Annotated in this window: 11 protein-coding genes; all 11 read right to left on the reverse strand. The window is 72.4% G+C overall.

All coding sequences use genetic code 11. From position 1 onward, the window contains the following. Nucleotides 1-4: 4 nt before the first annotated feature. The 11 genes from VK611_23015 to VK611_23065 all read right to left on the reverse strand — a co-directional run bounded on the left by VK611_23015 (nucleotide 5) and on the right by VK611_23065 (nucleotide 13,003). Nucleotides 5-2,071, reverse strand: a complete 2,067-nt coding sequence (locus VK611_23015) for a 3-hydroxyacyl-CoA dehydrogenase NAD-binding domain-containing protein (protein HMG44223.1) — start codon at nucleotides 2,069-2,071, stop codon at nucleotides 5-7. Continuing rightward, entirely contained in the window at nucleotides 2,071-3,330 is a 1,260-nt protein-coding gene (locus tag VK611_23020) for an acetyl-CoA C-acyltransferase (protein ID HMG44224.1), read from the reverse strand. The genes VK611_23015 and VK611_23020 overlap by 1 nt, the downstream gene beginning before the upstream one ends. Nucleotides 3,331-3,435: 105 nt before the next feature. Then, the gene (locus VK611_23025) at nucleotides 3,436-4,677 is read right to left on the reverse strand and encodes a CoA transferase (GenBank protein ID HMG44225.1); all 1,242 of its coding nucleotides are present in this window, start codon (nucleotides 4,675-4,677) and stop codon (nucleotides 3,436-3,438) included. A 42-nt stretch (nucleotides 4,678-4,719) separates the two neighbouring features. Continuing rightward, nucleotides 4,720-5,922: a thiolase family protein gene (locus VK611_23030; protein HMG44226.1), complete on the reverse strand. Its 1,203-nt coding sequence runs from the start codon at nucleotides 5,920-5,922 to the stop codon at nucleotides 4,720-4,722. After that, on the reverse strand, nucleotides 5,919-6,371 hold the full coding sequence (locus VK611_23035) for a zinc ribbon domain-containing protein (GenBank protein ID HMG44227.1): 453 nt from the start codon (nucleotides 6,369-6,371) through the stop codon (nucleotides 5,919-5,921). Before VK611_23035 ends, VK611_23030 begins: the two co-directional genes overlap by 4 nt. A 17-nt stretch (nucleotides 6,372-6,388) precedes the next feature. Continuing rightward, nucleotides 6,389-7,429, reverse strand: a complete 1,041-nt coding sequence (locus VK611_23040) for a hypothetical protein (GenBank protein HMG44228.1) — start codon at nucleotides 7,427-7,429, stop codon at nucleotides 6,389-6,391. 35 nt (nucleotides 7,430-7,464) lie between these two features. Then, nucleotides 7,465-8,388: an ABC transporter permease gene (locus VK611_23045; protein ID HMG44229.1), complete on the reverse strand. Its 924-nt coding sequence runs from the start codon at nucleotides 8,386-8,388 to the stop codon at nucleotides 7,465-7,467. Between the two features lie 3 nt (nucleotides 8,389-8,391). Beyond that, nucleotides 8,392-9,333, reverse strand: a complete 942-nt coding sequence (locus VK611_23050; GenBank protein HMG44230.1) for an ABC transporter permease — start codon at nucleotides 9,331-9,333, stop codon at nucleotides 8,392-8,394. Then, entirely contained in the window at nucleotides 9,333-10,364 is a 1,032-nt protein-coding gene (locus tag VK611_23055) for an oligopeptide/dipeptide ABC transporter ATP-binding protein (protein ID HMG44231.1), read from the reverse strand. The genes VK611_23050 and VK611_23055 overlap by 1 nt, the downstream gene beginning before the upstream one ends. A gap of 5 nt (nucleotides 10,365-10,369) precedes the next feature. Next, the gene (locus VK611_23060; protein HMG44232.1) at nucleotides 10,370-11,395 is read right to left on the reverse strand and encodes an ABC transporter ATP-binding protein; all 1,026 of its coding nucleotides are present in this window, start codon (nucleotides 11,393-11,395) and stop codon (nucleotides 10,370-10,372) included. A gap of 27 nt (nucleotides 11,396-11,422) precedes the next feature. Next, nucleotides 11,423-13,003, reverse strand: coding sequence for an ABC transporter substrate-binding protein (locus VK611_23065; protein ID HMG44233.1), 1,581 nt, complete (start codon nucleotides 13,001-13,003; stop codon nucleotides 11,423-11,425). Nucleotides 13,004-13,189 lie beyond the last annotated feature (186 nt).

The raw sequence follows: 13,189 nt of genomic DNA on the forward strand, positions 1-13,189 counted from the left end.
GTCGCTACCGGCGGTCGCTGGTGTGCTCCCCCAGCGACCCCGCAACCGCGAACGACCCCGTCTCGGCGTCGAGCCGCTCGACCACGTCGAGGACCCGGTCGCCACCGAGGCGAGCGACATGGTGGAAGGGGCCACCGAGGCGGCGCGGGAAGCCGATGCCCAGCACCGACGCGACGTCGCCCTCCTCAGGGGCGCCGATCACCCCCTCGTCGAGGCACAGGAAGCTCTCCGTCACGAAGGAGTACAGGAGGCGGTCGGCCACCACGGCATCGTCGAGCGGCGGGCGCTCGCCCTCGACGAGGGACTCGACCGAAGCGTCCGGCTCGAGGCGGGCGCCGTCGGCGCCGTAGCGGTACCAGCCGGCACCGGCTCGCCGCCCGAGCCGGCCCGTGGCCAGCAGCGCGTCGAGGAGCAGGTGGGCACCCTCGAGGTCGACACGGTCCCCGAGCACCGGGGCCCGGAAGGGATCGTTGGCGACCTTGTGCACCAACGAGATCGAGACCTCGTCCTGCGCCTGGAGCGGGCCCACGGGGAACCCGAGCTGCCGGGCCACCCGGTCGACCTGGTCGATGGTCGCCCCGTCGACGACCAGCCGGGTTCCCTCGTCGAGCCACCGTCCGTACACGCGGGAGGTGAAGAAGCCGGGTGAGTCGCCCACGACGATGGCGACCTTGCCCAGCGCCGCGGCGAGCCCCAGGGACCGCGCGACCACATCGGGGTCGGTCCCGGCGTGGGGGATGACCTCGAGCAGCGACATGCGGTCGACGGGCGAGAAGAAGTGCATGCCGATCAGCCGCTCGGGGCGCGAGGACGCCTCGGCGAGGTGGCTGATCGGGATGGCGGACGTGTTCGACGCCAGGACCGCGTCGGGCCGCAGCAGCGGCTCGACCTGCCGGATCACGTCGCGCTTGAGCGCGGCGTCCTCGTACACGGCCTCCACCACGACGTCGGCGGCGCCGAGCCCGGTGAGGCCGGTCGAGGTCGAGAGGCGGTGGATCCGTTCGAGCCGACGGATGTCCGCGTCAGCTCCACCGTGCCGCCGGGCGACGACGCGCTCGACGTACGAGTGCACGCGGCCGAGCGCCTCGTCGTCGACGTCACGGACCCGGGCCGTGAAGCCCCGGTCGACGGCCTCGGCGGCGATGCCCGAGCCCATCATCCCGCCGCCGAGCAGGAACAGGCTCCGTACGTCGCTCGGCACGGCGCGGCGCTTGGCCCGGCGGGCGACGTCGCGCTCGGCCACGAAGAGGTGCGTGCGCGCCACGGCCTCGTCCGTCCGGACGATCGCCTCGAACTGCTCGCCCTCCTCGCGCAGTCCGGCGTCGAGCCCGGCTGCGCCGGCGCAGACGGCAGCGATGATCGCCTCGACGCTCGTCGCCGGCACGCCGCGGGGCGCGGCCGCGCGTGCGGCGGCGACGGCAGGTTCGACGTCACCGTCCAGGCGGTCGTCGTGCACGGCGCCGTCGAGCTCGCTCAGGAGCGCATGCGCCCGGGCGAGCAGCGCAGCCTCCGACACCACGTCGTCGACGAGGCCGATGGCCAGGGCCTCGGCCGGCGACATCTGGCGGCCGCTGAGCAGGAGGCCCAGCGCGCGCTCGATGCCGACGATCCGGGGCAGGAGTTGCGTGCCCCCGCCGCCGGGGATGAGGCCGAGGGTGCTCTCGGGGAGGCCCAGCCTCGTCCCGGGGCTCGCGGTGGCGACCCGGCCGCGGCAGGCGAGGGCCAGCTCCATCCCACCGCCGAGGACGATGCCGTGAAGGCAGGCGACGGTCGGCACCGGCAGCCCCACCAGGCGCGTGATGACGCGGTGGGCCCGGACGACCGTGTCGTGCAGGGTCGGGTCGTCGGCCAGACCGGACAGCCACCTGATGTCGGCGCCGGCTGAGAAGCCGTTGCTCTTCCCGGAGCGCACCAGCAACCCGCGCAGCTGCTGCCCGTCCAGGTCGTCGAGGATCCGCTCCAGCTCCTCCCACACGCCCGGGCCGACCAGGTTCACGGGCGATCCCGGGGTGTCCAGGGTGATCGTCGCCACGTCGTCCTCGATCGACAGCGCCAGTGTCTCGGCGGGCATCAGATCGCTCGTTCGAGCACCATTGCGGCTCCCCGCGCACCGCCCGCGCAGATGGCGAGCGCGCCGTACTGCACGTCGCGCCGCACCATCTCGTTGGCGAGCTGCAGCGCGATGCGAGCGCCGGTCGCACCGAAGGGGTGGCCGATGGCCACCGAGCCGCCGGCCACGTTGAGGAGCGACCGGTCGATCGCTCCGATGGCCCGGTCCCGACCGAGGCACGAGCGGGCGAACTCGTCGTCCGCCATCGCCGCGAGGTTGGCGAGGACCTGACCGGCGAAGGCCTCGTGCAGGTCGATCAGCCCGAGGTCGGCCAGCCCGAGCCCGGCCTTGTCGAGGGCGACGGGAAGGGCGTACGCCGGTCCGAGCAACACCCCGAGCTTGTGGGGATGCGACGTGAACGCCCACGACCGCAGCCACACCTTCGGCTGGAGCCCGCGCCGTTCGGCCTGCTCGTCGGTGGTGATGACCACGGCGGCGGCGCCGTCGGTGAGCGACGAGGCGTTGGCGGCGGTCACGGTGCCGTGCGGATCGAACACCGGTGCCAGCCGTGCCACCGCCTCGGTCGACGTGTCGGGCCGGATCAGGGAGTCCGCCGCCACCCGCCGGCCGCCCGGCGTGACGATCGGTTCGATCTCCGCGCCCAGCCGCCCGTCGGACGTGGCCGCCGCCGCCCGATGATGGCTCGTCACGGCGAGCTCGTCCGACGCCTCCCGCGTGATGCGCCAGTCGCGCACGATCTCCTCGGCGTGCTCCCCGAGGCTCAGCCCGGTGTAGGGCTCGGCGACCGTCGGGCTGGCGGGGAGGAGGTCCCGGAGGGACACGGCGAGCAGCGCCTCGACATCCGACACGCCCTTCCCCCGGGCGCGCAGTGCCTGGGCGACCGGGTCGGACGCCGTCACCGGCTGGTGCGACATCGACTCCGCCCCACCGGCGATCGCGACCTCGGCCTCGCCCAGCAGCAGCTGGTGGGCCGCGCTCACGATCGCCCGCGCGCCCGTGGCGCAGGCTGTCTCGACGGAGTACGCGTCCGTGGAGCCCCAGTCGAGGGCGATGGTGGTCTCACGCGCGAGGTAGGGCGTCTTACCGTCGGGGGTGGCGGCGCCCATCACCACGAGGTCGGCGTCACCGGTCGCGAGGCCGGCCCGGAGGCCCGCCTCGCGCACGGCGTGGATGGACAGGTCGAGCACGCTCGCCGAAGAGAGGTCCCCACCCGCCTTGGCGAACGGCGTGCGACAGCCGTCGATGATCCCGACCCTCATGTTGCCTCCATCCTCCCTACCGAACGATCGATCGGTACTCCAGGCATTGAACGATCCGGCCCGATGTTTGTCAAGCGGACGGGCCGAGGTGCTCCGGCGTGCCCGTCAGGTGATGACGCCGGCGATCTTCAGCTCCAAGAGCTCCTCCATCGTCAGGCCGACCTCACCCAGCACCTCGTCGGTGTGCTCAGCGTGCGTGGGAGCGCGGGTCACGCCGAGCGGCTCCCCGTCGAACTGAAGGGGCGTCGCGACCGTTCGCATCTCGCGGCCGGACGACACGCGGGAGGAGGGCAGGTAGCCGTTCGCGACCGCCTGCCGATCCGCATGGACCTCGTCGGAGGACTGCAGGGCGGTCCACGGCATTCGCATGCCGTCGAATCGCACGCGCCAGTCGGCGAGCGGACGGCTCCCCAGGATCTCCTGCAACACATCCGCCAGCTCGGTGCTGTGCGCGACCCGGTCGGCATGGCTGCCGAACCTGGCGTCAGCGACCAGGTCGGGCCGGCCGAGGCGCCCGCAGAACTCCTCCCACGCCGAGTCGGCGTTCATCGCGGAGAAGAACAGGTGCCGGTCGTCGGCGGTGCGGTACGCCCGGTACACCGGGTTCACGCCGTCGCGCCGGGCGGGGATGCCCCGGATGCCGGTCAGCTCGCTGGCGACTACCGACGGCGCGTTCGCCCAGATGCCGGCGGCGAGCAGCGAGGAATCGACGACCGCTCCGATGCCGGTGCGGGCGCGGCGAACCAACGCGGCCGCTATCCCACCTGCCAGCATGACGCCGGCGCTGAGGTCACCCATCGCCGGACCGGGCTGGGGCAGGAAGTCGCCGGTGGCTTCCGCCACCGTGTAGCCGAGACCGCTGCGCCCCCAGTAGTCCAGGGCGTCGTACCCGCCAGAGCGGTGCTCCGGCCCGGCGGGGCCCTTCGCCGAACCCCGCGCGTAGACGATCGTCGGGTTGACCCCGCAGATGTCGTCGACGTCGATGCGGAGGCGTTCTCTCGCATCGGGCAGGAGACTGGTGAGGAACACGTCAGCGCCGTCGAGGAGCACGTCGAGCAGGCCCCGGCCGCGCGGGTCCGACAGGTCGATCCCGACGCTGCGCTTGCCCCGGTTCGCGAGCTCCCACATGAACGAGGTGCCGTCGTCGACCGGCGGGACGCCGCCGACGACCGCGGTCTGCATGGGGTCCCCCGTCTCGGGGTGGACGACCTTGACCACGTCGGCGCCCCAGTCGGCCAGCGTCGTCGCGGCGGACGGCACGAAGCCCCACAGCGAGACCTCGATCACCCGCACACCGGCCAGCACGTCGTACACCTTGGGCACCTCCTCTTCCGGCCCTCCGGCCACCGGCCCACCGGCCCACCGGCCCACCGGCCGACATCGGTTCCGTCACGGCGTGCGGAGCAGCGCAGCCGCCGCGTTCCACACGATGCCCCCCGGTGCGACCAGCGCCACCTCGGCACCGTCGACCTGTCGATCCCCCGCGTCACCCCGCAGCTGCACGACCGCCTCGCGGAGCGCGCCGGCGCCCTGCGTCGCGCCCTCCGACAGGTTGCCCCCGTGCGTGTTCACCGGCACCCGGCCGTCCAGCAACAGGCGGCCCTCGTCCGGCCGCCACGCCTCGTCGAGGCAGCTCCCGGCCTCGCCCGGACCGCAGAAGCCGGCGGCCTCCAGCCACAGCACGCTCACGAACGAGAAGCCGTCGAAGGGGTAGAACAGGTCGACGTCGCCGAGGGCGAGGTCGCTGCGCTCCCACAGGGCGCGCATGGCGACGTCGGGTCCGAGCCGCCCGAAGCCCTCCAGCTGGTCCTCCCGGGCGAAGGCCGTCCGCCCGGTCGTCGCCGCGTGGAGCAGCACCGGCCGGTGGGGGGTGTCCGCGGCGCGCTCGACCCGGGCCAGGACGAACGCCTCCGCCCCGTCGACACCCACGTCGAGGTCGAGGAGGCACAGGGGGTCGTAGACCATCGGCGCGGCGAGGTAGTCGTCGACGGTCAGCGGCGTCCGCATCACGGCATTCGGGTTGGGGACGGCATGGGTCCGGTTGTTCACCGCGATGCGGGCGAGCTGGTCGCGGGTGAGGCCGAACTCCTGCATGTAGCGCCAGGCCCAGGCTGCGTAGCCCGCGCCGCCGGTGGTCAGCATCCCGGGTGGATCCGGTGTGACCCACGAGAACGAGCCGGAGCGTGCGCTCGCCTGGGCCCGGACCCTCAGGGGGTCCGCACTCGAGCGCCGCTTCCCGGGCGGGTGGACGGCCGAGTGGTAGACGACCGCGTACCGGCAGGCGCCCGAGAAGACCGCGTTGGCGGCGTCCACGAGCTGGAAGCCGATCGGGAGGCCGCCCGGGTGGTTGGTGCCCCAGGTCGTCTCCGGTATCCCGAGGGCACCTTGCACCTGCCAGAAGGGCACGGTCGTGGCGGTGCCGGCGATGCCGTCGACGTCGGCGGCGGTGAGGCCGGCGTCGACGATCGCCCGGCGGCAGGCCTCCAGCGCCAGGGCGGGGCTCGAACGGGGCCGGCCGCCGCGGCTGTACGGCGCGGTCCCCACGCCGACGATCGCGACCTGGTCCTGGATCGGGGAGCGTGCGGGGCTCATGTCCGACCGTCCGGGTCGGGTTCGAAGAAGGGCAGCTCGGCCGAGCCGACGGTCTCCCACGCCATGCGCACGGGCATCGCCAGGGTGACGTCGCCCGGATCGCGGCCCCGGAGCCGCAGCGTCACGCGCAGGCCCGGTTGCTCGACGATGGCGGCGCTCACCAGCGGCACCGGGGTGGACCAGTCGGCACCCGGTACGTCGACGCTGCCCGGCTGGTGGAGCACGACGGTCAGCTCACACGTCCCGCGACCGCTGATCGGCGCAGGTGCGACGTCCTCGCTCCAGCAGGCGGGGCAGAGCGGCCGGAGCGGGACGGACCACCGCCCGCAGGCGCCGCAGTGGTTCACCAGGTAGCGGTGCTCGAGCAGGCCCGCGTAGAAGGCCAGGTTGTCGCCGTCGATCGCCGCATCCGGGAACGCCGCCAGCACGTCGTCGACGCTTCGCTCCATCGGTCCGTTCACCATCGTCAGCCCACTCCTGCTCGGTGCTCTCGTCGGGCGAGCGCCATCACCGCCAGGCCGTGGGTGCCCCCCTCGCCCGGCGTGCATCGGATGGTCCCCACCACCTGCATCGCGTCGAGGTCGACCACGCTGAGCGTGCCCGACACGGCGTTGGCGACGTACGCGTGGCGCCCGTCCGGGGACGCACGCATCGTGAAGGACCCGTGCTCCAGGTCCACCGTGCCGACGACGTCCATGGACCGGCCGTCGACGACCCAGAGCCTCCCGGGCGCCGCCGGGTCCTGGCGCGCCAGCTGCGAGACGAGGACCCGATCGGCGGCGACGCGGAGCGTCGAGCAGGCCGGCTCGAGCGCGGCCTCGCCGACGATCTGCAACGTGTCGACGTCGATCTTGACGAGGCGGGACGGACCGCTGGTGGTGAGCGGCGACGTCTGGACCGGTGACACCGCGAACGCCCAGCGGCCGTCGGCGGAGACGTCGATCTCCTCGGCGCCGCCCTCGACGGCGACCGTGCCCACCAGGCGCCGCGAGAGGAGGTCCAGCACCGTGATCTCGGGTGCCTCCTTGTGGGTCACGTAGCACCGGTTGCCCGACGGCGAGATCGACAGCCAGTGCGAGTTCCTCGCCGGGGTCGGGATGTGGTCCAGGATCCGGCCGGTGACCGGCTCCAGGACGAGCACGCCGTTGCCGGCGTCGTTCGCCTCCACACCGGTGTAGACGAGGTCGTGCACGGGGTCGTACTCGACGTCGTGGGGCGCGACGAAAGGCGAGATGTCCACGACCTGGTGGACGGCCCGCCGGTCCACGTCCACGACCGAGATCTCGTGGGCCGGCGCACCATGGCGGCTGTAGCCACCCTCGCGATAGGTGTGTGCGATGTACGCCAGCCTCCGCTCGTGGTCGGCCGCGATCTCGTGCGGTTGGGCCACCAGCCCGTCGATCCGGGCCAGGTGCGCGCCGGTCGCCGACTCGAAGAAGTCGAGGACGCCACGGGTCACGCTCGCCACGAGCAAGAGGTGGTTCTCGACGTCGGTGCCCTTCGACACTGGGTCCTTCCTCGGATCTCTGGTGGGGTCCACTCTCACTGGCCTTCGACCGGGGGCACCGCGACGGTCGGGTCGACCCGGCGGACCAGCCTCCACCGCGGTCCACGTCGGGGGCCGATCGCTCCCTGCCCGAGGACGTCGCGCCAGGCGTCGCCGATGACGGAGAAGGCGAGGATGGCCACGATCACCATCGCGACGGGCGGGAAGATGGGGAACGAGTTCGTGGTCAAGGTCGTGAACGCCTGCTGGGTCATGCTCCCCCACGACGCGGCGGGGGGCCGCAGGCCCAGGCCGAGGAAGCTGAGGCTGGCTTCCGCGGTGATGGCGAGCCCGGCCGTGAACGAGGTCTGTACGAGCAGCGGACCGCTCGTGTTCGGCATGACGTGGCGCCAGAGGATCCGGCCGGTCGAGCAGCCCATCGCCCGGCAGGCGAGGATGTACGTCTCGCTGCGCACGGACTGGCCGGCTCCTCGCGCCACGCGGAAGAACCGGGGAGCGAACACGACGCCCACCGCGAACATGGCGTTCGTGAGCCCGGGCCCGAGCACGCCGATGATCGCCATCGCCAGGATGAGCGGTGGCATGGTGAGCAGCGCGTCGGTGATCCGTCCCAGGACGGCGTCGATCCAGCCGCCCAGGTAGCCCGCCAGCAGCCCGGCGGGGACACCGCCGAGGATGGCGACGCCGGTGGCCAGTGCGGCCGCGACCATCGACACGCGTGTGGCCATGATCAGGCGCGACAGCGTGTCCCGCCCCAGCGCGTCGGTGCCCAGCAGGTGATCCCCGCTCGGCGACCGCAGGGGGTTGGCGAGGTCCTGGTGGTTGGGATCCTGGGGGGCCAGCATCGGGGCGATCGCGGCCACGACCACGAGCAGGAGCAGCACGGCGGTGGCGGCGACGGCCACACGGTTCGTGAGGAAGCGCGCGACCTTCGGGCTTTGGCTGAGTCGTCGCAGCATGGGCTAGGTCCGGACCTTCGGGTTGAAGTAGGCGTACGACAGATCCACGGCCAGGTTCACGAGGATCACCGTCAAGCCGCTCACCAGCACGATCCCCTGGATCATCGGGTAGTCCGAGTTCTTGACCGCCTGGATGGCCAGTGTCCCGAACCCGGGCAGGGCGAAGACCTGTTCCACCACCACGGCCCCGCCGATCACCCGGCCGATCTGCAGCCCGAGCACGGTGACCACGGGAATCGCCGCGTTCTTGGCCGCGTGCTTGAGGACGACGATGCGGCGGGGCAGCCCCTTGGCCTGCGCGGCGCGCACGTAGTCGCGGGACAGGGCGTCCGCGAGCGCGCCCCGCGTCTGGCGGGCCAGCTCCGCCGCCGGTGCGACCGCGAGCGCGATGGCGGGCAGGACGAGGTGGCGGGCCCATTCGCCGGGATCGTCGGCGAACGGCACGTACCCCACGGCCGGGAGCAGCGAGTTCTCCACCGCGAAGAACACCACGAACAGCACACCGATGACGAAGGGCGGGACGGCCAGGGCGAAGGCGGAGACCGCGCTCACCAGTCGATCGAGCGGGCCACCCGGTCGGAGCGCGGCCAGCAACCCCGCGGGCACGGCCACCAGCACGGCGAGACCCAGGGCGGCCAGCGCCAACGACGCCGTGATGGGGAAGGCCCGACCGATCTCGTCGAGGACCGGGCGGTTGCTGAAGAAGCTGTCACCCAGGTCGCCGGTGAACACGCCACCCACGTAGTCGCCGTACCGGTCGAGCAGCGGGCGGTCGAGGCCGAGCCGGGCCCTGGTGTCGAGCACCTGCTCCGGCGTCGCGGTCTCCCCCGCCAGGATGCGGGCGGGGTCGCCGGGCGTCAGGTCCAGGAGGAAGAACACGACCAGGCTGACGATGAGCAGGGTGGGGACCATCGCGAGGAGGCGTCGGCCGACGAGCGCCACCATCACGCCGCCCCTGGGGTCGGGGGCCGGGCCGGCTGCTCCACGGGCGTCTCGCCTTCGAGGTGGCAGGCGACCGAGCGCACGTCGCTGCCCACCAGCGGCGGGACCTCCTCCCGGCACACCTCCATGACGTGGGGGCAGCGGGGGGCGAAGGAGCAGCCCCGGGACGCCTCGGTGGCGCCCGCCGCGCCGGCGGCGGCCGGCAGCCGGTCCTTCCGCACGCGCGGGTCGGGCACCGGGATGGCCGAGAGCAGGGTGCGGGTGTAGGGGTGCCGGGCGCTGCCGAAGATCTCGGCCGGTCGCCCCGTCTCGACGACGCGCCCGCTGTACATCACCGAGATGCGGTCGGCGACCACCCGGACGAGCGAGAGGTCGTGGGTGATGAAGACGATCGCGATGCCGCGCTCCTCCTGCAGCTCCCGCAGCAGGTTCAGCACCTGCGCCCGGATCGACACGTCGAGCGCGGCCACGGGCTCGTCACAGACGATCACGTCGGGATCGGTCGCCAGTGCGCGAGCGATGGCGACCCGCTGCAGCTGGCCGCCCGAGAACTCGGCCGGGAACCGGTGCATGTGGTGGGACCGCATGCCGACGCGCTCGAGCAGGTCCAGGACCCTCCGGTCCCGCTCCTCCCGGTCGACGCGCTCGTGCACCGTGATCGCCTCGCCGACGGAGTCGCCGATCACCATCATGGGGTCGAGCGAGGCGAAGGGGTCCTGGAACACCATCTGCGCCCGCCGCCGCCAGCGCCGGAGGTGGCGGCGATCCAGCTGGGCCAGGTCCTGGCCCTCCGAGTGGACCGTTCCCTCGTCGGGCGACTCCAGGCGGAGGAGCAGCCGGGCCAGCGTCGACTTGCCGGAGCCGGACTCCCCGACGATGCCGTGGGTCTCACCGCGACGCACGTCGAGCGACACCCCGCGCAGGGCGTGGGTCCGCTCGACGACCGAGCCGAGGATGTTCCGCCGCCGGACGTAGGACTTGTGCAGGTCGCGCCCGACCAGCACGGGCTCCGGGGACGGTACGGCCCGGTCCATGGCGCTCACGCGACCCGCGGAGCGTCGATGCCCCGGAGGTCCAGCTCGTCGCTACGGAGGCACCGGGCCCGGTGATCGCCCTCGGGTGGTTCGAGCGCCGGGTGCACCTCGTCGCACCGCCCCGCCACGAAGTCGGCGCAACGATCGTGGAACAGGCAGCCCCGCACCTCCTGGCCGGGCCGCGGGACGACGCCCGGTATGAAGCCGAACGCCGCGGCCTCCGCCGTAGGTGAAGGGATCGAGGCGAGCAACCCGGCGGTGTAGGGGTGCCGGGGTCGGACGAACAGGGGTTCGGCAGCCGCCTGTTCCACCAACTCGCCGGCGTACATCACCGCGACGCGCTGGCACATCTCGGCGACGACAGCGAGGTCATGGGTGATCAGGAGGATCGCGATGCCGACCCGCTCCTGCAGCTCCCGCATCAGGTCCAGCACCTGGGCCTGCACCGTGACGTCGAGCGCGGTCGTCGGCTCGTCGGCGATGAGCACCTTCGGCTCGCACGCCATCGCCGATGCCAGCATCACCCGCTGGCACATCCCCCCACTGAACTGGTGGGGGTAGTCCTTGGCCCGCCGGCGAGCCTGCGGGATGCCGACGAGCTCGAGGAGCTCGATCGCCCGCTCCCACGCCTCCGAGCGGTGCAGCGACATGTGGCGCCGCACGACCTCCGCAACCTGATCCCCGACCGTGAAGGCCGGGTTCAGGCTGCGGGTGGAGTCCTGGAACACCATGGCGATGTCACGGCCGCGCACGGCCGTGAGCTCCCGCTCCGACATCGAGAGCAGGTCGGTCTGCTCGAGGCGGACCTGGCCTCGCGTGCGGACCGACGACCGGCCCAGCAGGCCCATGATGGCCATCGACGTGACGGTCTTGCCCGACCCGGATTCGCCGACGAGCCCGAGGGTCTCGTTCGGGAACAGGTCGAAGCTGACGTCCTTGACGATGGCGGTCCACCGGCCGTCGACCATCAGGTCGACGGCCAGGTCCCGCACCGACAGCACCGGCTCCGACGTCCGGACCTCAGCCGTCATCGGACGGGATGGTCGGGCCGTCGCTCGTCACGAGGTCATCCCGAGCGGCCGCGGGTCCCAGAACGGAGCGACGACCGAGAACGGGATCTCGTCGGCGCCCACCACCTTGTCGTTGGCGAGCCACATGGTGGCGGGCGAGCAGATCGGTACGTGGATGGGGCTCTCGGCCAGCTCCGCGTTGACGGCCCGGAAGGCATCCGCACGTTCCGTGGACTCCAGCGGCTGCTCCTTCGCCTCGTCGAGGAGGCCGGTGAGCTCGTCCGGCACCGGCCCGACGTTCTCGAGCAGGTAGCTGTCCATCGTGAAGCTGGCCTCGACGCCGGCCAGGATGGTGTTGACGTTCATGTCGTAGTCGCCCTGCCGCCACGTGGTGCGGATCTCGGTGGCGGGGATGGGGCTGATCGTCACGGTGATGCCGATCTCCGCCAGCTGCTCCTGCACGACCTCGGCCACGGGCAGCAGCACCGGGGAGTCGCCCACGAGCAGCGAGAGCTCGAGGTCCTCCGCGCCGGCGTCCTCGAGCAGCGTCTGCGCCTCGTCGACGTCGTAGGCGATCGCCTCGTCGAGGGCCGCGTCGTACCCGAGCGCCGCCGAGCCGAGGGGTTGGACCGTCGGCGCGCACTTGCCGGCATGCAGCGCGGTGCTGATCGCCTGCCGGTCGATAGCCAGGCTGATCGCCCGACGGACGTCGGGATCGTCGAGGCCGGGCGTGCTCGTGTTGAGGTACAGGCCCTGCGGGCTCATGGTCTCGTACTCGAACAGGTCGGCGGTCGGGCCTTCGGCGAGCGCCTCGGCGTCGTTGTACTGGCTGGCCCGCACCAGGACGACGTCCAGCTGGCCCGCCCGGAACGCATTGAGCCGCTGGGTGTCGTCCAGGATCGTGTGCACCTCGTAGCGCGCCACCTTCGGCACCTCGGGGTCCCAGTAGTCGTCGTTCCGGACGAACACCTGCGTCAGGTTGTCGCTGTCGCCCGCCGCGAACGTGTAGGGCCCTGACCCGGCCGGCTCGGTGATCGTGGGCTCCTCGGCGCTCGCCGGGTTGACGATCATCCCCGCGTGCTGCGCCAGGGCGTAGGGCAGCGAGACCCGGTCGCCCGTCGGGCCCGTGAGACGAACCCGCACGTGCGAGGCATCGACCACGTCGACGCCGGCCACCGAGCTCAGCTGCGACGCCACGGTCGAGCCCTCCAGTGACTGGGCCCGCTCGAGGCTCGCCTTCACCGCCTCGGCGTCGAGGGGCGTGCCGTCGTGGAAGACGACGTCGGTGCGCAGGGTCAGGTCCAGGTGGGCCGCATCCGAGGCCATCTCCCACTCGGTCGCCACCATGGGCTCGAGCTTCATGTCGGCATCGAGGTAGAGCAGCCGGTCGTACACGAGCGAGTGCGGCACGAAGTCGCCGCCGACGTTCGTGGGCATGTGCGGGTCCCAGTTGGTCGAGCCGCCCGCCCAGGCCGCACGCAGGGTGCCGTTCTCGTCCAGCTCCACTGATGCGTCTGACGATCCCTCCGACGAGCCCGGCTCGGCGGCGTCGTCATCACCGCCACCACACGCGGCCGCCGCCGCCACCAGGACCGCACAGATCGCAACGTTGCGACGGATTCCCGTCATCAAGACCCTCCCCCTCTATCCGGGCATGCCCCGCCCGACGTAAGTGGAGCATCAGACAACCACTCTCCGCACTGACTGTCAACCGATCGTTCGTTAGGCTGAGATCGCTTGACGCCGGCCGGTGCCGCACATCAAACTGAACGATCGTTCGTACGGTTCGGTCGCGCAGTCCACCCGGCGAGGGGA

Source organism: Acidimicrobiales bacterium, from assembly GCA_035316325.1.
In the GTDB taxonomy this organism is placed as follows: domain Bacteria; phylum Actinomycetota; class Acidimicrobiia; order Acidimicrobiales; family VFJN01; genus DASXTK01.